Origin of the sequence: Mesorhizobium sp. M0074, assembly GCF_040322975.1 — a bacterium.
Classification (GTDB): domain Bacteria; phylum Pseudomonadota; class Alphaproteobacteria; order Rhizobiales; family Rhizobiaceae; genus Mesorhizobium.
Map to the genome: position 1 here is coordinate 26,727 of NZ_JAMYUM010000008.1, position 22,375 is coordinate 49,101.

The following is a 22,375-nucleotide window of genomic DNA, read 5'->3' on the forward strand; positions in this document are numbered from 1 at the left end:
ACCATCAGCGAGACTCCATTGATCCATCAGCAATTTGCGATGGTTTTGGGCAAGCCGCTGGCGCATAGCCTTGGGCCATGGCTACCCAAGCACTTCAAATCGAGGCCGATACCAAAGCTCGTCGCGGCTTCCTGCTGGCGCTCGGCGCCTACCTGCTTTGGGGGCTGCTGCCCTTCTACATGAAGGCTGTCGCGCATCTGCCGCTGGCCGAAGTCATTGCCCACCGCATCGTCTGGTCGGTGCCGATCGCGGCCGCTGTCCTGGTCTGGGCCGGCCGCACTGCCGATTTCAAAGCGGCAGTTCGTTCACCGCGCATCATTTCGATGGCGGTGCTGACGGCGGCGCTGATCTCGGTCAACTGGGGCATCTATGTCTGGGCGATCGCGGTCGACCGCACCATCGAGACCGCGCTCGGCTACTACATCAACCCGCTGGTCAGCGTCGTTGTCGGCGCGCTGCTCCTCGGCGAGCGGCTCGACCGCCTGCAGATCGCGGCGGTGGTGCTGGCGGCAATCGCGGTCGCGGTGCTGACCATCGACGCCGGCAAACTGCCCTGGGTGTCGCTGGTGCTAGCCTTTTCCTTTGCCGCCTATGGCTTCTTCCGCAAGACGCTGCCAATCGGCCCGAGCCAGGGCTTCCTGCTTGAAGTGCTGCTGCTGTCGGTGCCGGCACTCGGCTACATCATCTTCCTGATCGCCACAGGACAGGATCATTTCGTCTCCAGCTCGCTGAACGACACCGCCTTGCTGATCGGCTGCGGTCCGGTCACCGCCGTGCCTCTGCTGTTGTTTGCGTTCGGCGCCAGGCTGCTGCGCCTCTCCACCATCGGCATCATGCAATATATCGCGCCGACGATCGTCTTTTTGATCGCGGTGCTGATTTTCGGCGAACCCTTCGGCAGTGTTCAGGCCATAGCCTTCGGGCTGATCTGGGCGGCACTGGCGATGTACTCCTGGTCGATGTTTTCTTCGGCGCGCAAGACCGTTTCCGCATCAGCTCGAGCCGCGTAACGAAGAAAGGCGGCTGGCCGGTCTTAATGCCGGCAGCCGCGTCTTTCACGAGCGCTCAGCGCTTCGGCCCGAAGCCGGGATATGGCTGCAGCGGCACGACGGCGGCAATATCCATCATGCCGGCCTTGACCAGCGGTAAAGTTGCAAGATGGTGGCGCACATCGACATCGCTGCCGGCTTCGAACATCATGCCGCTGCCGGGAATGTCGCCCCGATTCCACACCTGACGCACGGCGCCTTCGGCATAGAGCGTGCGGCGCTGCTCGGCCTCGCCAGGCAGCAGCGGCGCGAAATCGGCGTCGGTGAACTTTTCGGTGTTGCGCGCAAGAAGGGCAAAGAACTGCATCGGAATCTCCTGATGTTGGCCGTTGGAATGGCGGAAATATTCGCTTCTGCTGGCCAGACAGTCCAAGACTGATTAGGCTAAATTTGAGACCTCACGGGACTTGAGCATCGAAGCAACAATGTTCGACCTGCGCCAGCTCCGCTATTTCATCACGGTGGCCGAAACCGGCAACGTCGGGCGTGCCGCCGAATTGCTGCACATCTCGCAGTCGCCGCTCAGCCGTCAGATCATTCAGCTGGAGGAGCAGCTGGGCGTCGCACTGTTCGAGAGGGCGAGGCAGCGTGTTCATCTCAATGCCGAGGGCCGCGCTTTTCTTGCCGAGGCGCGTGCGCTGCTGGCCCATGCAAGACGGCTCGAGGAACTCGGCCGCAATCTCGCCAGCGGTACGGTCGGCCGTCTCGCCATCGGTTATGTGGAAGGTGCGGTCCATGCCGGGCTTGTCGCTCGGATGCTGCGCCAGTTTCGCCGCGACCGGCCCGAATTTCATCTTCAACTGAAGGGTCAGCGTTCCGCCGCCCAGATCGAAGCGCTGCGCGAACGATCGCTCGATCTGGGCCTTGTCAACACGCCTCCTTCTGCCGATGATCCCGACATCGTCGCCATGCTCATCATGCGCGAGCCGCTGGTTCTGGCGATGCCGGAAGGCGATCCATTGGCAGAAATCGCGGAGATACTGCCGCAGCAACTGGACGGCCGTACCTGGATCACGGTGGTGCGCCAGCCTGACGACACCAACCGTAGCCAATTTCTCGCCGCCTGTGCGAAGGCCGGTTTCCTGCCCGACATAGCCTATGAGACGACCGATCCGTTGACGTCGTTGGGCTTGGTCAGCGCCGGGCTTGGGCTGGCGACGGTGCAGGCCAGCCTGCGGAGTGCCGCCCCGCTTCAGATCGTGTTTCGCGATCTGCCGTGGTTCGAACGCACCGTCTCGATCCATCTCGCCTGGCGGCGTCAGGACAAGCGTGCGGTCATCGGAGACTTGAGGAAGGCAGTAGGGAAGGAGTGAATAGTGAATAGACAGGCGCCGGTTTGGAAAGTCTTCTACTTCACCATTCACCATTCACTCTACATCTTATCAATCACCGACTGCACGCCCTCCGTCGGTGCATCGACGGAGAATCCCGCCACCATGATAGCGGCGACGATTGCTTCCGGATCCTCGACCACCAGCGGCTTGACCCGTTGCGCCGTGTGGATGAAGCCCTCCGCTGCCATGTGGTCGAGCAACGCCAGCATCGGATCCCAGAACCCTCCGACGTTGCCGAAGACGATCGGCTTGCGGTGATGGCCGAGCTGCGCCCAAGTCATGATCTCGACGATCTCCTCGACGGTGCCGATGCCGCCGGGCAACGCCACAAAGGCGTCGGATTTCTCGAACATCCTGTGCTTGCGCTCGTGCATGTTGTCGGTGACGACGAGCTCGTCGAGCCGGTTAAGCGCGGTTTCGGTCGCCTCCCTGTTGATCAGAAAACGCGGAATTATGCCGGTTACCTTGCCACCGGCCTTTAATGCCCCTTCAGCGACGGCACCCATGATACCTTTAGTGCCGCCGCCATAAATCAGACGCAGGCCGGACTTGGCGATCGAGCGGCCAAGCAGGTGTCCGGCCTTGATATAGGTTTCATCTCGGCCCGGGGACGAGCCGCAATAGACGCAGACAGATCGAATCGTGTTCATGTTATGATTGGTGATAGGGACTATTGGCATGGTCAAGCCCTGGGGCGGGCTTTTTCTTGTCGGCTTTGGTAAAACAGGCTAGACCGAAATTAGGTGGCTAAGGGGCAGGGAAACATGGCAATTAATCCATTGAAGGCGTTTTTGTTCGCGGCTGGCGGCTCTGTCGCCGCGGCGGGAACCGCCTATGTATCGGGCGCGCTCGACCCGTATCTCAATTCTACCCGGCCTGCGGAGGTCGCGGCGCTGACGCCGCCGGCTTCGAAACCGGCCGCTCCGGCGACCGAGGGCCGGCTGCCGCCTGCGTCTGCCGCGTCCACCGATGCGGCAGCGCCCGCCGCGCCGGCCACAGCAGGTGCAATCGTGCCGACCTTCGACATCGTGCGCGTCGAAAGCAACGGCTCGATCGTCGTCGCCGGCAATGCGGCGCCCAACGCCAAGGTCGAGATTCTCAACGGTTCGGCTGTCCTCGGCTCGACGGTCGCCGGTCCCGACGGCGCCTTTGCCATTATTCTCGACGATCCGCTGAAGCCCGGCGACTACACGATCACACTGCGCTCGACGGCTGGCAATGTCGTGACCGCCTCGGCGCAGACCGCCGTCGTTTCGATCCCCCAGAATTCCACCGGCCAGGTGCTGGCAATGGTCGAGGAGCCGGGCAAGCCGTCCGAACTGCTCACTGTTCCGGGCCCTCAGGCGAAATCTGACGCCTCGCCGCCTGTCGGCGAACAGGCGGCCGTTCAGCCACCCGCCACCGGCACCGAATTGCCGGCTGCCGCAGCGCCGGCGCCAGCCGCCCCGGCGGCTGATGTTCCAGCAGCGCCTGCTCCTGCCGCGCCGGCCGCTGTTGAAGCCGCGCCGGCTCCGGCAGCACCCGCCACACCGGCAGCGCCCGCCACTCCCGCGGCGGAGCCGAAGATCGTCGTCGAAGCTGTCGAAATCGACGGTAACAAGATTTTCGTTGCCGGCCTTGCCGATCCCGGCCGCAAGGTGCGTGCCTATGCCAACGATATCCTGCTCGGTGACGCGAAGACCTCGCCCGACCGCCACTTCCTGGTCGAAGCGACACGCGACATCCCGGTCGGCACCTACACCATCCACGTCGATGCGCTCGACGCCGACGGCGTGACGGTGGTGGCCCGTGCGGCTGTGCCGTTCGAGCGCGAGCCTGGTGAGGCGGTTGCGGCCGTGGCGCCGGCCGAGCAGAAGCCTGCCGGGATAAAACCAGCCGAGCCGAATGCTCCGGCGACCGAAGCCGCACCGGCAACGGCCGCCGAAACGCCCGCAACTGCCCCCGCTCCTGCAACCGAGGCCCCGGCCGAAATGGCTGTCGCAACGCCCCCGGGCGAAACTCCCGAGACCGTGGCGCCAAAGCTCGAACATGCCGATGGCGCAGTCATCATCCGCCGCCATGACACGCTGTGGCGGATTTCGCGGCGGGTCTATGGCCAGGGCATGCGCTACTCGACCATCTATCTCGCCAACCAGGACCAGATCAGCAATCCGAACCGCATCTGGCCGGGGCAGGTGTTCAAGGTGCCGGAGAAATCGAAGGAAGGCGAGCCCGCCGATCTCAAGGCAATGGGCGACCAGATGACGACGGCGCCAGTCAAGACCGAGTAGCCGTTCTGCCCATCAGGATAGCTTGCGGCAGGGCCAGTCATCGTTTATCGCCGATGGACGATGACCGAATCCCCCCTCGTAACGGACCGAAGCCGCGCGGCAGATGAACGCGCGCCGGCCAACTGCACGCCGGCCAACTGCACGCCGGATAGCCGCGCTGTCGCTGTCCGGCTCGCGGCCCTTTCGCATCCAGCGCGGATCGAAATTCTCAAACACCTTTCCGCAAGCCGTTCCTGCTGCTGTCGAGAGGTCGTCGAGCATCTCGACCTGGCGCAGTCCACCGTTTCCCAGCATTTGAAGATCCTGGTTGAGGCCGGGCTGATCCGCTTCGAGCCTGACCGCCAGCGCTCGCGCTATGAGCTCGACCGCGCCGCGCTCGCCGATGTTTCGGCATCGCTGGCCGCGCTGGTCGATTCCTGCTGCTCCGGCCGCTAAAATCATAAAGGTAAACAAGAATGGCCGAGAAAACCGTTTCCGCAGATTCCGGCTCGACCTTCAGAACGTTGCGCAATCTCTGGCCCTATATGTGGCCGGCCGACCGCGCCGACCTGAGGGCGCGCGTGGTGTGGGCAACCGTACTGCTGGTTGTCGCCAAGCTGACCCTGGTGGCCGGACCCTATTTCTTCAAATGGGCGACCGACGCACTGGCCGGCGATAGCAAATCGCCGCCGCCGCTGCCGGCCCTGTTGCTGGCGCCGGTCATGCTGGTCGTCGCCTACAATGCCGTGCGGCTGGTGCAGCTCGGCTTCAACCAGTTACGCGACGCCCTGTTTGCACGGGTCGGCCAGCATGCGGTGCGCCGGCTCGCCTTCCGCACCTTCGTGCACATGCACGAACTGTCGCTGCGCTTCCACCTCGAACGGCGCACCGGCGGACTGTCGCGCGTCATCGAGCGCGGCACCAAGGGCATCGAGACGATCGTCCGCTTCACCATGCTGGCGACGGCGCCGACAATCGTCGAATTCGCGCTCACCGCCGGCATCTTCGCCGTCGCCTATGGCTGGCTATACGTCTTGGTGATCGCGGTCACGGTCTGGCTCTATGTCTGGTTCACCGTTAGGGCGAGCGATTGGCGTATTTCGATCCGCCGTGAGATGAACGAAAGCGACAATGAAGCCAGCACGAAGGCGATCGACTCGCTGCTCAACTACGAAACAGTCAAATATTTCAATAACGAAGCCATGGAGGCCGAGCGGTTCGACCGGTCCACGGCGCGCTATGAGTTGGCGGCGACCAGGACCTGGACCTCGCTTGGCTGGCTGAACTTCGGCCAAGGTGTGATCTTCGGTATCGGCATGACCGTCGTCATGGTGATGTCGGCGCTCGAGGTGAAGGCGGGCACACAGAGCGTCGGCGATTTCGTCTTCGTCAACGCCATGCTCATACAGCTTTCGGTGCCGCTGAATTTCATCGGCATGATCTACCGCGAAATTCGCCAGGGCCTGACCGACATCGAAAACATGTTCGATCTGCTTGACGTCAAGCGTGAGATCGTCGATCGGCCGGGCGCCAAGCCGCTGGTCGTCGATGCCGGCAGGGTCGAGTTCCGCGACGTACATTTTTCCTACGACCCCAACCGCAAGATCCTGAAGGGCATCAGCTTCGAGGTGCCAGCCGGCAAGACGGTGGCCATCGTCGGCCCCTCCGGAGCCGGCAAGTCGACCATTTCGCGGCTTTTGTTTCGCTTCTACGACATCCAGCGCGGCAAGATTCTGATCGACGGCCAGGACATTCGCGACGTGACGCAGGAGAGCTTGCGCGCTGCCATCGGCATGGTGCCGCAGGACACGGTGCTGTTTAACGACACCATCGCCTACAACATCCGCTACGGCCGCGTCGGCGCCAGCGAGGAGGATGTGCGCAAGGCGGCAGAACTGGCCCAGATCGGACCGTTCATCGAGCGGCTGCCCGACGGCTATCGCTCAATGGTCGGCGAGCGCGGATTAAAACTGTCCGGCGGCGAGAAGCAGCGGGTGGCGATTGCCCGCACCATTTTGAAGGCACCGCCGATCCTGATGCTCGACGAGGCGACCTCGGCGCTGGACAGCCACACCGAGCAGGAGATCCAGGCGGCACTCGACCTGGTCAGCCAGGGCCGCACCACCCTCGTCATCGCCCATCGGCTGTCCACAGTGATTTCGGCCGACGAGATCATCGTCCTGCAGGATGGCCAGATCGCCGAGCGCGGCACCCATGTCGCCTTGATAGCCAAGCGCGGCCTTTATGCATCGATGTGGGACCGCCAGCGCGAGGCAAGCGAGGCCGAGGAGCGGCTGCGCATTGCCCGCGAAAGCGACGAGTTCGGCGTCGTCGTCCGCCGCCGCACCTCGGAGGTGAGCTGAAAATTCGTGCTTGACCTCAACTTAAGTTGAGATCGTAGGCCGTTTTGGATCGCAGCAAGATGCGTCGTTCAAAAACGGAGACAATCGATATGAATGGGATAAATCAGGCAGTTAGTGGCGGCAGTGTATTCCGGGTGGACAAGTTTGTCGTTCCGGCCAACGCCCGCGAGGAGATTCTTGCCAAGGTCCGGATGACGCATGATTTGCTGCGCCAGCAGCAAGGGTTCGTCCAGGATTTCCTGCTTGAGCAATTCTCGGGGCCGGGCGAGTTCAACCTCGTGACCATTGTCGAATGGGAAGGGCAGGCCGCCGTCGACAAGGTCGTGCCGATCATCAAGGCCGCGCATGAGCGCAGCGGCTTCAATCCTCAGGAGACCATCGCGCGACTTGGCGTCAAGGCCGATATTGCCAACTATCAGCGGATTCACGGGATGTAAGCTCTCTACGGCCAGCCGGCGCCCGGCGCAGTAGCGTCGACGCTGAGCACTTGGCCGGTACGGGCATCGCTGATCATATGTTCGAAGCCGCGCCATTCGGCGGCGACGATGAACAGCGTTTTTCCCTCGCTGCCGCCGAGCATGCAGGCAAAGCAGCCGCGGTCGACATCGACACTTTCGAGCATCGCGCCGCCCTCGCGCACCCGCACGCAATGCCGGTTGGGAACGTCGGCGTACCACGCCGCACCTTCGGCATCTAGGCAGATGCCGTCGGGAAAACCGTTGCCGAGATCGGCCCAGACCCTCCGGTTGGAAAGGCCACCATCGGCAGCGATGTCGAAGGCGGTCAGCCGGTTGGCGTGGGACTCGGCAACGATAAGCGTCTTGTTGTCAGGCGTCACCGCCATGCCATTGGCGAAGGCGAGGTTCTCAGCCACCTGCTGAACCGAGCCGTCAGGCGCGACCAGCACGATGGCGCCGGGGCCGAAATGCTGGCCGGGACCCGGAGCAGGCCCACCACCATTGACATAGATGTTGCCGCGTCCATCGACGACGATCTCGTTCCACGGGCTCTTTGATAGTTGTCTCAGATCGGCATGGGTGACCAATGTCCCGTCTGCCTCCTGCCTGAGGATCAGCCCTTCGCGGCCGGACACGACAAGCAGGCGCCCGTCCGGCAGCCAGTCAATGGAATAGGGCAGGGTGGCCGGCACGGTGAGCGCGATCTCGCTGTTGCCTAGGGCGTCAACGGCGATGATCTGGCCTGTGCCCCAGTTGCAGAACCACAGCCGGCCATCGTGCCAGCGCGGTGACTCGCCGAAGGCCAAGCCGTTCATCACCACTTGCACTTGCCTAGCTGCTGATTTCTGCATGGGCCGAGAACCTCCGGGTTTGCGCAAATCGTCATGGCCGAAAGGCCGATGAGAGGCGCTGTCTTGCCAAGGACGGGCGAGAGTGCTGCGTTCCGACAATCGCAATGAACATTTCCGGTTGATCACTTCGGCAGTCCGGATGCTGCTAACGGCATCCTGAAACGGCGGCGACCGCCACCCCCCGAGCGCTCTCATTGTCGCGTTGCGACCGCGGGGTGTTTCCGCTATTGAGGCCGGACTTGGAACCAAGGTTGCCCTCATCCCATGAGCCTCGTTGACACGATCAAGAATGCGTTCGTTCCGATCCATCGCGAGGGTTATCCCTTTATCGCTGCATTCGGCGCGGCGACGCTCTTTCTTGGCTATTTCTCCTCGACCCTGTTCTGGATCGGTCTCATCCTGACGGCCTGGTGCGCCTATTTCTTCCGCGATCCCGAGCGTGTCACGCCGATCGACGACCGGTTGGTTGTCAGCCCGGCCGACGGCATCGTTTCGGCGGTTGGCCCGGCAGTGCCGCCGCGCGAGCTTGGCCTCGGCGGCGGCGAAATGACCCGCATCTCGGTATTCATGAACGTCTTTTCCTGCCACGTTAACCGCTCTCCGGTGCGTGGCCGCATTTCCAGGATCGAGCATCGGCCAGGAAAATTCCTCAATGCCGAACTCGACAAGGCAAGCACCGAGAACGAGCGCAACGGGCTGGTCATCGAAAGCCCCAATGGAACGGTGGCCGCGGTGCAGATCGCCGGCCTCGTGGCGCGGCGCATCGTCTGCTGGGCCGAGCCCGGCGGCGCCATCGGCACCGGCGAGCGCTTCGGGCTGATCCGCTTTGGCTCGCGCGTCGATGTATTCCTGCCCTCGACCGCGACGCCGCGTGTCGCCGTCGGCCAGACCGCGGTTGGCGGTGAGACGGTGCTGGCGGAATTCGGCGGCGTTGCCGCAACGCCGCTCGTGCGGATCTCCTGACCGGTGGCCCCGCCGTTCAAGAAATTCGAGGCGCATGGCGGCGGTGGCCCGCGCATTCGCGAAATCCCGATGCGCATGGTGCTGCCCAATCTGGTCACGGTGCTCGCCATCTGCGCCGGCCTGTCCGGTATTCGCTTCGGCTTCGAGGGCCGCTTCGAGCCAGCGGTGGTGATGGTGCTGCTCGCGGCCTTCCTCGATGGTATCGACGGCCGTCTGGCGCGAATGCTGAAGGCGACTTCCAAATTCGGCGCCCAGATGGATTCGCTGGCCGATATCGTCAATTTCGGCGTGGCACCGGCGCTGGTGCTCTATGCCTTTCTGCTCGACAGGGCAGGTTCGCCGGGCTGGATCGCCGCGCTGCTGTTCACCATCGCCTGTGGGATGAGGCTTGCCCGTTTCAACGTGCTCGACGAAGAGCTCGACCGTCCGCAGTGGCAGACCGAATATTTCGTCGGCGTGCCGGCGCCGGCGGGTGCGGTGCTGGTGATGCTGCCGCTCTATCTGTTCTTCCTCAGGCTTGGGCTTGAACCCAGCCGCCTGGCAGCCTTCATTGCCACCGGCTTTACAATATTGGTGGCGTTCCTGCTGGTCAGCAGACTGCCCGTCTATTCCGGCAAGAGCGTCAGGATACCGGGCGACAGAGTGCTGCCGATCATCCTCGCAGTCGTCCTCTACGTCCTGCTTTTGATGACCTATCCCTGGTATACGCTGACGGCCTCGGTTGCCGGCTATCTGGTCTTCTTGCCGTTCAGCGTGCGCGCCTATTCGAGACGCGCCAAGCGCGAAGGCGAGAAGGTGCCGTCCTCGGATATTGGCTGACAGATTTGGTGCCAGTTCGCGTTGGGCCTGGCAGTGCATGATTCCGAAAAGGGTCGTCCGTTTAGACTCAGGACCGGCTCACACAGCGCGCGGCGCTGTGGAATGCACCTCAAAAACACCGGTTTCGGAACTTGCTGGGCGGCTAGACCGTTTGTGTTTGGTAGGTCCGTCTGAGCGGCTGCTCGTGGTACGTCATCTACGTCGCGCAAGCTGCCGCATCGGGCTCAGAACCATCGGAAACGAGGAGAAATGGCTGTCATCCTCATCGGCGTGTTACTGACTGTCGCCGGCCTCGTCTATATGGCGGTAGCAGCCATCATGCGCGGGCGGCTTAGTGAACCGGCCGCTGTCTCCACCGCGCCGGACAGTCCGACGCCTTATCTCGCAACACCAGGTCCGACCCTGGAGCCGCGGCGGCGCGGGCTCCGTTTTCTCGGCCTGTCGCAGAACTGGCCGGGCCTGCTGATGATGGCCGTCGGCGCCATTCTGCTGTTGTCGGTGGTGGTCTTCTAATGCATTCGCGCAAAAGTGTGCAGCGGTTTTGCGATAACGGCATGCATAAAAGCAAGAATCTAAAGCGTGTCGCACAAGGCCGGTCGAACGCGACGCGCTTTAGAGTTCTCGACAGCAAACCTCAGGCGGCTGCGCTCAGTCCCAGCCTCTCGAGTGCCAGCTTTCTAGTCGAGACATAGTCGGTCTTGCCGGAGCCCAGTACAGGGATCTCCTCGACCTTGACGATGTCGTTCGGCACCATCAGTTCGGCCGCGCCGGCTTTTTTGCCGAATTCGCGCAATTCGTGGGGATCGGCATTGTCGGCGGTGGTGACCAGAACGAGGCGCTCGCCGCGCCGCTTGTCCGGCACCGCTACCACGGCGTGATGCTCTTCCGGCCACAGCGACTGCACCAACATCTCGACCGCACCAAGCGATACCATCTCGCCGGCTATCTTCGCGAAGCGCTTGGCGCGGCCGCGAATGGTGATGAAGCCTTCGCGATCGACCGAAACGATATCGCCGGTGTCGTGCCAGCCTTCGAGCGGCTGCAACTCGCCAGGCCGGTCGCCGGTCATGTAGCCCATCATCAGGTTCGGCCCGTCGAGCCACAGCCGGCCGGCGTCGCTGATGCCTTCGACTGGTTCGAGTTTCATGCGCATGGCCGGCAGCAGCCGCCCGACCGTTCCATCGCGGCCGTGGATGGCGGTGTTGACGGCAACCACTGGTGCGGCCTCGGTCAAGCCAAAACCTTCGATGATCTCGGCCTGGAAGCGCTCGCGGTAAACCCGGCGCGTCTCCGGCTTCACCGCCTCGGCACCGGCCACGACGAAGCGCAGGCTGGAAAAATCGCCGTCCTTGGCGGTGCGGGCATAGTTGGCGAGGAACGTGTCGGTGCCGAACATCACCGTCGGCCGGACCTTGCGCGCCACCTCCGGAATAAGTTTGTAGTGGAGCGGTGACGGGTAGAGGAACAGCTTTACTCCGGTGACCAGCGGCAGGATGGTGCCGCCGGTCAGCCCGAACGAGTGGAACACCGGCAGCACGTTGAGCAGGATATCGGCCGGCGAGATGGTGATGCGAGCTTCCGCCTGCATCGTATTGGCAAGAAGGTTCCGGTGCGACAGCACCACGGCCTTGGGCGTGCCTTCCGAGCCGGAGGTGAACAGGATCACCGCCGGCTTGGCTGCATCCTGGCGCTGCAACGGCCAGCGCCACAGCAAGCCGGCTGCGGCCTTGTCCAGCACGGTCACGCTTGCGCGGACATCCTCCAGCCACAGCAGTTTCGCCCCGCCCTTTTCCACCGCCTCGACGATGTCGGCGAGGTTGGCCTTTTCGACAAAGGCGCGTGAGGAGACCACGGTTCGGATCATCGCCGTGCGGACGGCGGCGGTGACGCTGGCCGGGCCGGCAGTATAGTTGATCATTGCTGCCACCCGCGCAGCCGACAAAAGTCCGACGAACGACAGCACGACGCCATTGGCGTTGGGCAGGAGCAGCCCAACCGCTTCGCCCGGCGCTGTTATTGCCTCGAACCGTCGGCCCAAAACCCTGGCGCCGATGAACACTTTCCGGTAGCTCAGGGCACCGCCAATGACGTCCTCGATTATTGGGTGCGAAGCGCCAACACGGTCGGCCGCATCGCGCATGGCGAGGAACAGCCCTCGGTCGAGATCACTGCCGAAAAGCCTGGCCTCGGCGAAGCGATCAAACAGCGCATTGGTGTTGGAGGCCTGATCTGGGTTCCGCGCCACCAGCTCGGCGATGGTCATCGGCTCCAGCGCGCTGATCGACAGCTGCGGAAACCAATGGCGCGGCGCCTTGTCCGCCGGCGTCAGCGAGGCCGGCAGGCTGCGTGCGCCGGCAACGAAGACCGGCACGATACGGGCGTCGGCCTGCATGGCGATACGGGTGATGGCGCGAAACAACCGAAACGACTTGACGTCTGGCTCGACCGCATCCGGCAGGTAAACGGCGAGCCGGCCCTTGCCCTTCAGCACCCGCACCAATCTGCGGCTGACGAAGACATGCTCGGCGTTGAAGGCGATGGTGCGGCCGAGCTCGCGCCACGGCTCCAGCCACGGCGATCTGGCCGAAGCCTGGTCGAGGATGTGCAGCGTGTCCTCCGGCAGCAGCGACAGCATCAGCGCCGGCTCGATGCGTGACTGATGCCAGATGACATAGATGACCGGGGCCACCGACCTGCGCGCAATCTTGATGCGCTCGTCGCTGATCCGGTAGGCGAGCTTGAACGGCACGTAGAGCAGCGCCTGGCTCAAACGCAGGCCGAGGCGGAACTTCTCCACCACGCCGATCAGCAGCCAGGCCGCGACAAGACCCGCAAGCAGCGCCAGTGTCAGGATCATCGCCGCATCTCCCAACGATCTCACGTCACGGCTCTTCAGTGGCCGCTTCGGGTGAGAACCTAGCCGAAGTTGGATCAACGTCAATGCGGCTCCATTTTTCCTTCTCTTCTATGTTTGATTCGGCTCGGCTGCCTATCGCAGCTACGCCGCTTTCATCCTTCCGCTGATGAACCGGAATTCCTGCGTCTTGCCGCCAAAGCCATAGGCGGCTGCAGGCACTTCATGCACGAGGGCGTAGCTTTCCTCATGCACCTTACCCAGCAGCCGGCCGAATGCCGCGAAAATTGCCTGCAGATACGCCTCCAGTTCGAGCTTGGTGTTGGTGCCGTCGACAACCTTGATGTCGAGCCAGGCCGTGTTGGTGCCATGCTCGGCCAGCGACTTGCCGCCGGCGAACCAGTGCTCGGGGTCGTGATAGGAAATGGCAACAGCTGTGATCGTCGCGTCCTTGCGCAGATGCGTGGCCGTCAGTTCGGTCACTTCCTTGGCAATGGCGGCGGACAAAGCGGCATCGGGCTTGCCGGTAACGCTGACATTGATGATCGGCATATTTCTTCTCCTCGGTTTCAAGCGGCGCCTCTTCGCCGTCGAGAAAATCATGCCATCGTCCTTTGATCAAAAAAATCGAATTGTTTTTGATAAACACTTTGATAGTGTCGAATTATGCAGATGTTCGATCCCGACCTCCTCAAGACTTTCCTCGCTTTCGTCGACGGCGGTTCCCTGGCGCGGGCCGCGTCGATCGTCGGTCGCTCGCCGTCCGCAGTGACCGCGCAGATGCAGCGGCTGGAGGATGTTGTCGGCGAACCGCTGCTGGTGCCGCAGGGGCGAGGGCGCGGCCTGACGTCGGCAGGCGAGGATCTGATCGTTCACGCGCGTCGCATCCTTGCCGCGCACCGCGAGGCGTGGCTGGCCCTCAAAGGCGCGCACGCCGACGGGCGCGTCGCCATCGGCACCACGCAGGATTTCGCCGACAGCGGCTTGCCGCAGCTTCTCAGGGCTTTTGCTGTCAGCCATCCGCGCGTCAGGATCGAACTGCGCGTCGGCCGTTCCGCCGAACTGGCGCAGGCTTTGCAGGCCGGCACCCTTGATCTGGCCATTGCCATGCGGCAGGTGCCGACACGGGACGAAGTCGGTGTGCTCAAGGAACCAATGATCTGGCTTTGCTCACAAAACGGGCTGGCCACCCGCCACGACGAACTGCCCTTGGCGCTGCTCGATCCCCATTGCGGGTTTCGCGAAGCGGCGACCAGTGCACTCGATGCGGCCGGCCGTCGCTACCGCATTGCTGCCGGCAGTGCCAGCCTTGCCGGCCTGCGCACGGCGGTGCACGCCGGCATCGCCTTGACGTTGAGGACGGCGCGCTTCGCTCATTCCGGCATCGTCGAGGCGCCGCGCGATCTTGATCTGCCGCCGGTGCCGGTCGCCGAATTCGCCGTCCGCTTGCGTGAGGATGCCGACCGGCCGGCGCAGGATCTGGCCGCGTTGTTCAGCGGCAACCTGGCCTTGGCCAATCGAGCCAGCAAAGAAAAAGCCGACCTTGCGGTCGGCTTCTAAGTAGGACGGGCCGAGGGGTTTGGGGGGACTTGGGGTGGCCCGTCGCAGCCATAATGCCTGAGCCCTATGATGGTTCCATGACTTTTCAAATTAATTTTCAGGACCGGATTTCTCGTGATCGGACCACCAACTCGCGCTCGGACGCGGCGAGGATTGGTCATGCATCCGCTGCGCGCTGCCTAGCCATCAGCCAGTCGCGGCCGGCGTGAGCGAACACCGCGCAAAGCACGATGGCGCCACCGACCATGCTGGCTGCCGGCGGGATCTCCGCCAGGAACAGGAAGGCAAACAGGATCGCGAATGGCACTTCAGCTGAACCCAGCAATCCGGACTCGGCCGCCGGAATAAGCCGGGTGCCCTCCGTCCACAGGATCGAAGCCAGCGCGAACGAGGCGCCGAAGGTGACTAGAAGCACAGCGTCCCTGGCCGAGACAGCCAGCGGATCGGCGACGAACCAGCCGAGCACGAACAGAAGGAATGCCGACACCGCACCCGCCCACACCACCGGCGTGTCGCGGAAGGCGCGCACCATGATCATGTAGAGCGCGCTGCCGATCGTCATCAGCAGCGCCAGCCCGTCGCCGAACAAATGGCCGGTGCCGAAGCCGGACCAGACCATGATTGCCACACCGCATAGTGACACAGAAGCGGCGGCAAGCGTCTGCAGCCGGAACGGCTCGCGGACCAACAGGAGGGCCAGCAGCGCGGTGACGAACGGGGCCGTGGCATAGATGATCGCGACATTGGCGACAAACGTGAACTTGAACGCCGAGATAAAGGCGATGCTCGCGAGCGCGCCCTCGATCGCCAGCAGCCAGCCTCGCCAGCCGAGCCGCAAGCTGTCGCGACCGCCGGAGCGCTGGCGGCGCCATAGGACATAGAGGCTGATCAGGATCGAGCCGACGAAGCCGCGCCAGCAGGCAATGGTCAGCGGGTCGGCATGGATCGATTTGGTCAGCACGCCGGTGAGGCCGAAGACGGCCGCCGATGCCGAGACCAGGATGATGCCGAGGGTACGCTCGCGGGCGCTTTCCACTGTGCATGGCATGTCCAGCGATCCCGTCATCTCACCAGCCTACGCTGCCCCTTCCTGACACCATAGTGTCAGCTTGAGGCGTCCTGCATCGAAAACAGCAGGTAGGCAGCCCCGGTGAACAGGATTCCGGCAAGAACCCGTTCGCGGGTTTCCACGATGGCGATATCGGCCATATGTCCGGCGGCCTTACGAATGTGTTGCGAGAGACGGTGTGAAGGCGTTGGATGCTCCCCGTATCGTCAGGCTATACGGGCGAAACCCTGCCAAGCGCTACGCCAGTGGAGACTTGCGTTTGGGCAGGCGGCATCGCCGTTAGGCAGCGAAGCCAGGCAACTATGGGAGAGAAACGAAATGGACGCGATTGCATTGAAGGCCATGCAGGCGCCGCTGAAGGTGGCCTATCGCGACGACGCCTCGCGCGCGCTGATTACTCTCCGCGCCAAAGGCTCGATCGACGACCAATCGATCGCCTGCAAGGTCGAGACAGGCAGGGCGATCGCCATTGCCGGGCTGCATCCGGCGACCGGCGGCACCGGGCTCGAACTCTGCTCCGGCGACATGCTGCTGGAGGCACTGGTGGCTTGCGCCGGCGTCACGCTGAAGGCTGTAGCGACGGCGCTGGAATTCAAGCTTGGGGCCGCCACGGTGGAAGCCGAAGGCGACCTAGACTTTCGCGGCACGCTTGGCGTGGCAAAGGATGCGCCGGTTGGCTTCCGCGCCATCCGGCTGACATTTGGCCTCGACACCGACGAGCCGCAGGAGCGCATCGATGCGCTGCTCAAGCTGACCGAGCGCTACTGCGTCGTGTTCCAGACCATCAGCCAGAAGCCGGAGCTGACGGTAAGCGCGCGACGCTGACGATCTCCCCCTTGAGGGGGGAGATCACGCTGTCCTACTGCGCCGACGGCTCCTCGGCGTCGCCCTCGTCGGCGAAGGGCGAGGCGCTCGGCACGCACTGCACCGACCAGCCGGCCGGCGTCGGTTGCTTCTGGTATTCGGTTATGGCGAAGGCGCACTGTTCGCGGGTGTCGAATGTGCTGGGCAGCACGACCATGCCGCCTTGCGGGCCGGCGATCACCAGATACCAGACTAACGCTACGCTCGGTGCCGCCATGAGTATTTCCTCGCTCTGCTTGTTTTGGGAGTCGCACGATCCTAGCAACTCCGGCCCAGCGGCGAAAGCTGGGCCAAAGCGCGGCGTTAAGCCACGGCATCACAGCCACGTGACGTCGGGTCGTTTTGGTTCAGTTCACCGCAAAACAATAGAACAGGCCGTCGCCGCCGGTGCCCTTCAGCGCTTCCTGGCTGCAGCCACCGCGTGACGCATGCGAGGAATTCCATGATTTGGCGGCTGCCGAATCATCGAGGCCGGTACGATCGTGATGACCCATCATCGCCACACCTTCTGCTTCGCTCAGCGTCCAGTCGCCGCAGGTCTGGTCGGCTATTTTCGTGCCATCCGGCTTGGAGCCGGTCAACACGTCGTGCCGGTTGGGCGTGTCGCCGCGGCCGTTGACCATTTGGCCCTTTTCGTCGAGTGCCGTCTGTTTGGTGATGGCGTTGGCATCGCTATGCAGGGAAGCGACATCATCGGCGATCTTGACGCCCTTGGCGTTGAACCACGGGCCTTTGCCGATACGGTCGCGTGCATCGGTATCGCTGGTCGAGAGATAGGCGCGCCATGTCTTGCCGGTAACGCCCGCGGCTTCGGCCAGTGAACTACAATGGGCGTCGGCGCCGGCGAGACCGCCGAGATCGGCGCCTTTGCCGGAGCCGACGCTGGTGACGAAAAAGCTCATCGTTGCCTCCTGCGACGACGCGGCGCCGATCACTGCAAGCAGCGCGGTGGCAGTCAAGAGAAGCAGTCTCCGCATATGGTCCTCCGTTTCTCGAATTGTGGCACCCGAACAACGTTGGTGCCGGCGCAATTCTTCCGGCAAAATGCGATGTGTGGCTACTCCGGCTGCCGGTAGGCGACAAAGCGATTGTGCTTGGCCTGGAAGATCAGCCCGGTCTCCTTGAGCGTAGGGCTGGCCAGCGGCACGATACGCTTGGCGATCTCCGAAGGGTGCGGCAGTGTTTCAGGATCCTCGCCGGGTACGGCCTGCGCCCGCATCGCGGTGCGCGTTGCCCCGGGATCGGCGGCATTGACCCTGAGCGGCAGGTTTTCGGTCTCATGCGCCCATGAACGCGTCATGGCCTCGACCGCCGCCTTCGACGCCGCATAAGGCGCCCAGAAGGCGCGTGCGGAGTGGGCAAGGCTGGAGCTCAGCACGATAGCACGGCCGGCATCGGAAAGCCTGAGCAGCGGGTCGACCGAGCGGATCAGCCGCCATGTTGCGGTGACGTTGATGGTCATCACCTTCTCGAAGGTCTTGGCCTCGACATGGCCGATCGGGGCGATGACGCCGAGCACAGCGGCGTTGGCGACCAGTATGTCGAGCTTGCCCCAGCGCTCGTGGATGGCGCCGCCCAGCCGGTCGATCCCAGCCATGTCGGCAAGATCGAGCGGTACCAGCGTCGCCTGTCCGCCACCTGCCTTGATCTGGTCGTCGAGTTCTTCCAACCCGCCGACGGTGCGAGCAACCGCAATCACATGCGCACCGGCCGCGGCAAGCTCCCTGGCGATGAAATAGCCGATACCGCGCGAGGCGCCGGTGACGACCGCAACGCGGCCGGAGAGATCGAGGGGAGGGGTCATGAGCTATTCTTGGGTTGCTGGTCTAAGAACGACAGCTGAATGAAGGCAATCAATTGTTTGGCGGAATTCTCATCAAGAGGGACAAAAACCGTTGCATCACCACCAATGGCTTTGACGACGACATACTTGTCCTGAGTCTCCCTCGCCTCTCTAGCTTGGCAAAAAAGAAATCCATTACCGAGAGGCGTATCGATATCGACCTCAGATCTAATCTGATCTTTGAGCAAGGATTTTGCAAATGAGAGTGAATCCTTGAGGGCTTGCCATAAGCCTCGTCGAGCGCTCATGTCTTACCTCCGTCCGGATCGGAATTCTAAGACCCGCCGGCCGCTAACAGCGACAGCGTGCGCACATTGTCGGAGCCTTCGAAGTCGGCAAGCCGGGTCGGATACTGGCCGGTGAAGCAGGCGTCGCAGAATTGCGGCTGCTCGTTGTCGCGGCCGGCCTCGCCGACGGCGCGGTAGAGCCCGTCGATCGATAGGAAGCCGAGCGAATCGACGCGGATGAACTCGGCCATCTCCTCCACCGACATGCGCGACGCCAGCAGCTTCGACTTTTCCGGTGTGTCGACGCCGTAAAAGCAGGAGGCGCGCGTCGGCGGCGAAGCGATGCGCATATGCACTTCCTTGGCGCCGGCATCGCGCACCATCTGGACGATCTTCTGGCTGGTGGTGCCGCGCACGATCGAATCGTCCACCAGCACCACGCGCTTGCCTTCGATCATGCGGCGGTTGGCGTTGTGTTTGAGCTTGACACCCATGTGGCGGATCGAATCGCCGGGCTGGATGAAGGTGCGGCCAACATAGTGATTGCGGATGATGCCGAGCTCGAACGGAATGCCCGCGGCCTGCGAAAAGCCGATCGCCGCCGGCGTGCCCGAATCCGGCACCGGCACGACGATGTCGGCCTCGACCGGACTTTCCTGCGCCAGCTCGGCGCCGATGCGCTTGCGCACTTCATAGACGTTGCGGCCTTCGACCGACGAATCCGGCCGCGCGAAATAGACATATTCGAAGATGCAGAAGCGGGTCTTCTGCGGCTCGAACGGGAACAGGCTTTCGATGCCCTTGCTGGTGACGACGACCATTTCGCCGGGCTTCAGGTCGCGCACGAAACGCGCACCGATAATATCGAGCGCGCAGGTCTCGGAGGCGAGAATCCAGGCGCCGTCGAGATCGCCGAGCACCAGCGGGCGGATGCCGAGCGGGTCGCGGCACCCGATCATCTTCTTGGACGTCATCGCCACCAGCGAGAAGGCGCCTTCGACTTGGCGCACCGCATCGATGAAGCGCGAATTCAGGTCGCGCTCCTTGCTGGTGGCAACCAGGTGCAGGAGCGTTTCGGTGTCGGAGGTGGAAGAGAAGATGGCGCCTTGCTTCTGCAGGGCGCGCTGAACGGTCATGGCGTTGGTGAGATTGCCGTTATGGGCGACGGCAAAGCCGCCATCGGCAAGTTCGGCGAAGAAAGGCTGGATATTGCGCAGACCGGCGCCGCCGGTGGTGGCATAGCGTGTGTGGCCGATGGCACGGTTGCCTTGCAGGCTGTCGATGACACGCTGCTTAGTAAAGGTGTCGCCGATCAGGCCGACATGGCGCTCGACATGGAATTGGGTGCCGTCATAGGAAACGATGCCGGCCGCTTCCTGGCCTCGATGCTGCAACGCATGCAGACCGAGCGTTACGATGGCTGCGGCGTCCTGCCGGCCGAAAATGCCGAACACGCCGCATTCGTCGTGGAAATGGTCGTCGGCTTCGGCGGAAAGCACGTCGTCTGCGTCTGCCACTGAGGCTGCCATTGGGGCTCAAGCTCCGCTAAAGTCGCCATATAAGGTCATAGCGCATCGAAAGCAACGCACGTCGTGCGGCGTTCACATGATCGACAGTCTTGAGCCTGGCAAGTCTGTCGAAATCAGTTTGCCGGCGCCGGGTTTGCAGGTGCCGGCGTCGCGGGCGCATTGTCGGCCGGCGGCGCATCGCTGTCGTCGGGTGCCGGAGCAGTGGCGTCGTCGCCGGCGGCAGGGGCTTCCGCTGCAGGCGCGTCGGGGGCCAGAGGCGTCTCGGTGGCCGGCTGATTCGGATTGAGCTTGTTGAGGATGGCGTTTTCCGGATCCTCGGGCAGCAGGCTTTCGAGCTTGGCTCCGATCGATTCGAGCAACGGCTTTGACTTGGCGTTGGCAATCCAGCCTGGAGCCTTGGCGCCGGCCAGCCAATTGAAGAAAAGCAGCGCGACAGCGACGACCAGGATGCCGCGCGCCGCGCCATAGAGGAAGCCAAGTGTACGATCGAGCGCGCCGATCCTGGAATCGATGATCCAGTCGGCGAGCTTCATGGTGATGACCGAAACGACGATCAGCGCGACAATGAAGACGATACCGGCGGCCGCCGCCATGGCGGCCTTTTCGTTGTCGACATAGGGCTGAATGTAAGGCAGCACCGGCTTGTAGAAGAAGAAGGCGGCGGCCGCGGCGGCTGCCCAGGAGATGATCGACAGGATCTCGCGCGAAAAGCCGCGAACCATTGCGAGCATCGCCGAGACCAGGGTGAAGCCGACGAGAATTCCGTCAAGCAGCGTAATCGGCATGTTTTTCGCCCCACTCCGATCTCTTTTTCACGACTCGACGAGCCGCATCACTCTTGCTCGTCGGCGCGGCTGCGCCGAGAGCCGGCTATGCGCGCCACGAGATCGGCAAGCTCGGTGGGCTGGAAAGCGCCGGCTCCGATCCCCCCGACCCCATTACCACCAACAAGTTCCTCGCTGCCCAAGGGCAGAACCGCGCGTCCGAAACCCAGCTTTTCGGCTTCCTTGAGGCGCTGCTGCGCATGCGCAACCGGCCTCACCGCACCCGAAAGGCTGATTTCGCCGAAATAGACGCAATCGGCGGGAAGGGCAAGACCGGTGAGCGAGGAAACCAGTGCCGCCGCCACTGCCAGGTCGGCCGCCGGCTCCGAAATGCGGTAGCCGCCGGCAACGTTGAGATAGACGTCGTGCGTGCCGAAGCGGACGCCGCAATGGGCTTCCAGAACCGCCAGGATCATCGACAGCCGGGCACCGTCCCAGCCGACGACGGCGCGGCGCGGTGTGCCCAGCGTCGATGGCGCCACCAGCGCCTGGATCTCGACCAGCACCGGCCGTGTGCCTTCCATGCCGGCGAAAACCGCGGCACCCGGCGACTTCGCATGGCGCTCACCGAGGAAAAGCTCGGACGGGTTGGCGACTTCCCGCAAGCCCTTGTCCGACATTTCGAAGACGCCGATCTCATCGGTTGGCCCGAAGCGATTCTTGACCGTGCGCAGGATGCGGTAGTGGTGGCCGCCTTCGCCCTCGAAATAGAGCACCGCGTCGACCATGTGCTCGACGACGCGCGGTCCGGCGATCTGGCCCTCCTTGGTGACGTGGCCGACCAGAACGATCGCCGCCCCTGTGGATTTTGCGTAGCGGATCATCGCCTGGGCGGCGGCACGCACCTGGGTCACCGTGCCGGGCGCCGAATCGGCCATATCGGTCCACAGCGTCTGGATCGAATCGAGAATGACCAGATCCGGCCGCTTGCCATCGGCGATGGTGGCGAGGATGTCCTCGACATTGGTTTCGGCGGCGAGCTCGACCGGGGTGTCGGCGACGCCGAGCCGCTGGGCGCGCAGCCTGATCTGCGCGACCGCCTCTTCGCCCGAGACATAGACGATGCGGTGGCCCTTTGCCGCCAGCGCGGCCGCGGCCTGGGTGAGCAGCGTCGACTTGCCGATGCCGGGATCGCCGCCGACCAGCAGCGCCGAGCCGCGCACGAAGCCGCCGCCGGTGGCGCGGTCGAGTTCGCCGATACCGGAGACGATGCGCGGCGCGTCCTCGATGTCGCCGGAGAGGCTGGTCAGCACCACCGCACGGCCCTTGCGGGCGTTGCGCGTATTGGCCGGGCCGGAGCCGATACCGCCTGACGTGCCTTCCTCGACCAGCGTGTTCCACTCGCCGCAGGCATCGCATTTGCCGGCCCAGCGCTGATGCACCGATCCGCAATTCTGACAGATGAACTGGATACGGGACTTGGCCATCAGGCGCGGCCTGCGGCAATTAAAAGACAGGTCGGCGGGACAGCGCCCCCCTCTGTCCTGCCGGACATCTCCCCCTCAAGGGGGGAGATTGG

At 63.5% G+C, this 22,375-nt stretch carries 24 protein-coding genes; 11 read left to right on the forward strand and 13 right to left on the reverse strand.

The features are described 5' to 3' along the window. Nucleotides 1-77: 77 nt before the first annotated feature. Complete coding sequence (gene rarD, locus NKJ73_RS12830; RefSeq protein ID WP_352569656.1) at nt 78-1,010, forward strand: EamA family transporter RarD; 933 nt, start codon at nt 78-80, stop codon at nt 1,008-1,010. Nucleotides 1,011-1,065: 55 nt separating this feature from the next. Here the strand turns inward: rarD and NKJ73_RS12835 are convergent, their stop codons facing one another. Further along, nucleotides 1,066-1,356 (reverse strand): muconolactone Delta-isomerase family protein, encoded by a 291-nt coding sequence (locus tag NKJ73_RS12835; RefSeq protein WP_352569658.1) that lies wholly within the window; start codon nt 1,354-1,356, stop codon nt 1,066-1,068. A gap of 100 nt (nt 1,357-1,456) precedes the next feature. Between NKJ73_RS12835 and NKJ73_RS12840 the strand changes: the two genes are divergently transcribed. After that, the gene (locus NKJ73_RS12840; RefSeq protein WP_352569659.1) at nt 1,457-2,362 is read left to right on the forward strand and encodes a LysR family transcriptional regulator; all 906 of its coding nucleotides are present in this window, start codon (nt 1,457-1,459) and stop codon (nt 2,360-2,362) included. 59 nt (nt 2,363-2,421) lie between these two features. Here the strand turns inward: NKJ73_RS12840 and NKJ73_RS12845 are convergent, their stop codons facing one another. After that, complete coding sequence (locus NKJ73_RS12845) at nt 2,422-3,033, reverse strand: LOG family protein (RefSeq protein ID WP_352569662.1); 612 nt, start codon at nt 3,031-3,033, stop codon at nt 2,422-2,424. A gap of 114 nt (nt 3,034-3,147) precedes the next feature. Here NKJ73_RS12845 and NKJ73_RS12850 point away from each other — a divergent pair, with 114 nt between their 5' ends. From NKJ73_RS12850 to NKJ73_RS12865, 4 genes are all read left to right on the forward strand, one after another. Continuing rightward, nucleotides 3,148-4,653 carry a LysM peptidoglycan-binding domain-containing protein gene (locus tag NKJ73_RS12850; protein WP_352569664.1) on the forward strand — a complete coding sequence of 502 codons (1,506 nt, stop codon included), beginning with the start codon at nt 3,148-3,150 and terminating at the stop codon, nt 4,651-4,653. A gap of 60 nt (nt 4,654-4,713) precedes the next feature. Continuing rightward, the gene (locus tag NKJ73_RS12855; RefSeq protein ID WP_023677733.1) at nt 4,714-5,088 is read left to right on the forward strand and encodes an ArsR/SmtB family transcription factor; all 375 of its coding nucleotides are present in this window, start codon (nt 4,714-4,716) and stop codon (nt 5,086-5,088) included. A gap of 20 nt (nt 5,089-5,108) precedes the next feature. Beyond that, nucleotides 5,109-6,995, forward strand: coding sequence for an ABCB family ABC transporter ATP-binding protein/permease (locus NKJ73_RS12860; RefSeq protein ID WP_352569666.1), 1,887 nt, complete (start codon nt 5,109-5,111; stop codon nt 6,993-6,995). 89 nt (nt 6,996-7,084) lie between these two features. Continuing rightward, entirely contained in the window at nt 7,085-7,432 is a 348-nt protein-coding gene (locus tag NKJ73_RS12865) for an antibiotic biosynthesis monooxygenase (RefSeq protein WP_352569818.1), read from the forward strand. A 5-nt stretch (nt 7,433-7,437) separates the two neighbouring features. Here the strand turns inward: NKJ73_RS12865 and NKJ73_RS12870 are convergent, their stop codons facing one another. Next, on the reverse strand, nt 7,438-8,304 hold the full coding sequence (locus NKJ73_RS12870) for an SMP-30/gluconolactonase/LRE family protein (protein WP_352569668.1): 867 nt from the start codon (nt 8,302-8,304) through the stop codon (nt 7,438-7,440). A gap of 264 nt (nt 8,305-8,568) precedes the next feature. Here NKJ73_RS12870 and NKJ73_RS12875 point away from each other — a divergent pair, with 264 nt between their 5' ends. The 3 genes from NKJ73_RS12875 (at nt 8,569) to NKJ73_RS12885 (ending at nt 10,599) form a co-directional block, all read left to right on the forward strand. Then, on the forward strand, nt 8,569-9,267 hold the full coding sequence (locus tag NKJ73_RS12875) for a phosphatidylserine decarboxylase (protein ID WP_023677729.1): 699 nt from the start codon (nt 8,569-8,571) through the stop codon (nt 9,265-9,267). 3 nt (nt 9,268-9,270) lie between these two features. Next, nucleotides 9,271-10,086, forward strand: coding sequence for a CDP-alcohol phosphatidyltransferase family protein (locus NKJ73_RS12880; RefSeq protein WP_023677728.1), 816 nt, complete (start codon nt 9,271-9,273; stop codon nt 10,084-10,086). Between the two features lie 249 nt (nt 10,087-10,335). Further along, nucleotides 10,336-10,599: a hypothetical protein gene (locus tag NKJ73_RS12885; RefSeq protein ID WP_023677727.1), complete on the forward strand. Its 264-nt coding sequence runs from the start codon at nt 10,336-10,338 to the stop codon at nt 10,597-10,599. Nucleotides 10,600-10,720: 121 nt separating this feature from the next. Here the strand turns inward: NKJ73_RS12885 and NKJ73_RS12890 are convergent, their stop codons facing one another. Then, nucleotides 10,721-12,943, reverse strand: a complete 2,223-nt coding sequence (locus NKJ73_RS12890) for an AMP-binding protein (protein ID WP_352569819.1) — start codon at nt 12,941-12,943, stop codon at nt 10,721-10,723. Between the two features lie 141 nt (nt 12,944-13,084). Then, nucleotides 13,085-13,492 carry a tautomerase family protein gene (locus NKJ73_RS12895; RefSeq protein ID WP_023677725.1) on the reverse strand — a complete coding sequence of 136 codons (408 nt, stop codon included), beginning with the start codon at nt 13,490-13,492 and terminating at the stop codon, nt 13,085-13,087. A gap of 114 nt (nt 13,493-13,606) precedes the next feature. Here NKJ73_RS12895 and NKJ73_RS12900 point away from each other — a divergent pair, with 114 nt between their 5' ends. Continuing rightward, complete coding sequence (locus tag NKJ73_RS12900; RefSeq protein ID WP_352569670.1) at nt 13,607-14,500, forward strand: LysR substrate-binding domain-containing protein; 894 nt, start codon at nt 13,607-13,609, stop codon at nt 14,498-14,500. Nucleotides 14,501-14,657: 157 nt separating this feature from the next. On the opposite strand, the gene NKJ73_RS12905 is transcribed toward NKJ73_RS12900, so the two are convergent. Further along, nucleotides 14,658-15,566: a DMT family transporter gene (locus tag NKJ73_RS12905; protein ID WP_502896643.1), complete on the reverse strand. Its 909-nt coding sequence runs from the start codon at nt 15,564-15,566 to the stop codon at nt 14,658-14,660. A 321-nt stretch (nt 15,567-15,887) separates the two neighbouring features. Between NKJ73_RS12905 and NKJ73_RS12910 the strand changes: the two genes are divergently transcribed. After that, nucleotides 15,888-16,394 carry an OsmC family protein gene (locus NKJ73_RS12910; protein ID WP_352448969.1) on the forward strand — a complete coding sequence of 169 codons (507 nt, stop codon included), beginning with the start codon at nt 15,888-15,890 and terminating at the stop codon, nt 16,392-16,394. Between the two features lie 34 nt (nt 16,395-16,428). Here NKJ73_RS12910 and NKJ73_RS12915 read toward each other — a convergent pair whose 3' ends face one another. The 7 genes from NKJ73_RS12915 to radA all read right to left on the reverse strand — a co-directional run bounded on the left by NKJ73_RS12915 (nt 16,429) and on the right by radA (nt 22,283). Beyond that, nucleotides 16,429-16,650: a hypothetical protein gene (locus NKJ73_RS12915; protein ID WP_254820234.1), complete on the reverse strand. Its 222-nt coding sequence runs from the start codon at nt 16,648-16,650 to the stop codon at nt 16,429-16,431. 130 nt (nt 16,651-16,780) lie between these two features. After that, nucleotides 16,781-17,410, reverse strand: a complete 630-nt coding sequence (locus NKJ73_RS12920; protein WP_352454393.1) for a hypothetical protein — start codon at nt 17,408-17,410, stop codon at nt 16,781-16,783. 80 nt (nt 17,411-17,490) lie between these two features. Continuing rightward, the gene (locus NKJ73_RS12925) at nt 17,491-18,237 is read right to left on the reverse strand and encodes an SDR family NAD(P)-dependent oxidoreductase (RefSeq protein WP_352454394.1); all 747 of its coding nucleotides are present in this window, start codon (nt 18,235-18,237) and stop codon (nt 17,491-17,493) included. Next, complete coding sequence (locus NKJ73_RS12930; protein WP_352569671.1) at nt 18,234-18,524, reverse strand: hypothetical protein; 291 nt, start codon at nt 18,522-18,524, stop codon at nt 18,234-18,236. The genes NKJ73_RS12925 and NKJ73_RS12930 overlap by 4 nt, the downstream gene beginning before the upstream one ends. A 26-nt stretch (nt 18,525-18,550) precedes the next feature. Further along, the gene (purF, locus tag NKJ73_RS12935; RefSeq protein WP_023677717.1) at nt 18,551-20,020 is read right to left on the reverse strand and encodes an amidophosphoribosyltransferase; all 1,470 of its coding nucleotides are present in this window, start codon (nt 20,018-20,020) and stop codon (nt 18,551-18,553) included. Between the two features lie 125 nt (nt 20,021-20,145). Then, entirely contained in the window at nt 20,146-20,817 is a 672-nt protein-coding gene (locus tag NKJ73_RS12940; RefSeq protein WP_023677716.1) for a CvpA family protein, read from the reverse strand. Between the two features lie 47 nt (nt 20,818-20,864). Continuing rightward, on the reverse strand, nt 20,865-22,283 hold the full coding sequence (gene radA / locus NKJ73_RS12945; RefSeq protein WP_352453216.1) for a DNA repair protein RadA: 1,419 nt from the start codon (nt 22,281-22,283) through the stop codon (nt 20,865-20,867). Nucleotides 22,284-22,375 lie beyond the last annotated feature (92 nt).

Bases quoted from the DNA above. Each gene is read 5' to 3' on its own strand.
- NKJ73_RS12835 (WP_352569658.1), bottom strand. From the start codon at position 1,356: ATGCAGTTCTTTGCCCTTCTTGCGCGCAACACCGAAAAGTTCACCGAC.
- NKJ73_RS12900 (WP_352569670.1), top strand. From the start codon at position 13,607: ATGCAGATGTTCGATCCCGACCTCCTCAAGACTTTCCTCGCTTTCGTC.
- NKJ73_RS12920 (WP_352454393.1), bottom strand. From the start codon at position 17,410: ATGCGGAGACTGCTTCTCTTGACTGCCACCGCGCTGCTTGCAGTGATC.
- rarD (WP_352569656.1), top strand. From the start codon at position 78: ATGGCTACCCAAGCACTTCAAATCGAGGCCGATACCAAAGCTCGTCGC.
- NKJ73_RS12885 (WP_023677727.1), top strand. From the start codon at position 10,336: ATGGCTGTCATCCTCATCGGCGTGTTACTGACTGTCGCCGGCCTCGTC.
- NKJ73_RS12860 (WP_352569666.1), top strand. From the start codon at position 5,109: ATGGCCGAGAAAACCGTTTCCGCAGATTCCGGCTCGACCTTCAGAACG.
- NKJ73_RS12890 (WP_352569819.1), bottom strand. From the start codon at position 12,943: ATGATCCTGACACTGGCGCTGCTTGCGGGTCTTGTCGCGGCCTGGCTG.
- NKJ73_RS12940 (WP_023677716.1), bottom strand. From the start codon at position 20,817: ATGCCGATTACGCTGCTTGACGGAATTCTCGTCGGCTTCACCCTGGTC.
- NKJ73_RS12930 (WP_352569671.1), bottom strand. From the start codon at position 18,524: ATGAGCGCTCGACGAGGCTTATGGCAAGCCCTCAAGGATTCACTCTCA.
- NKJ73_RS12845 (WP_352569662.1), bottom strand. From the start codon at position 3,033: ATGAACACGATTCGATCTGTCTGCGTCTATTGCGGCTCGTCCCCGGGC.
- NKJ73_RS12910 (WP_352448969.1), top strand. From the start codon at position 15,888: ATGGACGCGATTGCATTGAAGGCCATGCAGGCGCCGCTGAAGGTGGCC.
- NKJ73_RS12850 (WP_352569664.1), top strand. From the start codon at position 3,148: ATGGCAATTAATCCATTGAAGGCGTTTTTGTTCGCGGCTGGCGGCTCT.
- NKJ73_RS12875 (WP_023677729.1), top strand. From the start codon at position 8,569: ATGAGCCTCGTTGACACGATCAAGAATGCGTTCGTTCCGATCCATCGC.
- NKJ73_RS12865 (WP_352569818.1), top strand. From the start codon at position 7,085: ATGAATGGGATAAATCAGGCAGTTAGTGGCGGCAGTGTATTCCGGGTG.
- NKJ73_RS12895 (WP_023677725.1), bottom strand. From the start codon at position 13,492: ATGCCGATCATCAATGTCAGCGTTACCGGCAAGCCCGATGCCGCTTTG.
- NKJ73_RS12925 (WP_352454394.1), bottom strand. From the start codon at position 18,237: ATGACCCCTCCCCTCGATCTCTCCGGCCGCGTTGCGGTCGTCACCGGC.
- NKJ73_RS12905 (WP_502896643.1), bottom strand. From the start codon at position 15,566: ATGACGGGATCGCTGGACATGCCATGCACAGTGGAAAGCGCCCGCGAG.
- radA (WP_352453216.1), bottom strand. From the start codon at position 22,283: ATGGCCAAGTCCCGTATCCAGTTCATCTGTCAGAATTGCGGATCGGTG.
- NKJ73_RS12870 (WP_352569668.1), bottom strand. From the start codon at position 8,304: ATGCAGAAATCAGCAGCTAGGCAAGTGCAAGTGGTGATGAACGGCTTG.
- NKJ73_RS12855 (WP_023677733.1), top strand. From the start codon at position 4,714: ATGACCGAATCCCCCCTCGTAACGGACCGAAGCCGCGCGGCAGATGAA.
- NKJ73_RS12915 (WP_254820234.1), bottom strand. From the start codon at position 16,650: ATGGCGGCACCGAGCGTAGCGTTAGTCTGGTATCTGGTGATCGCCGGC.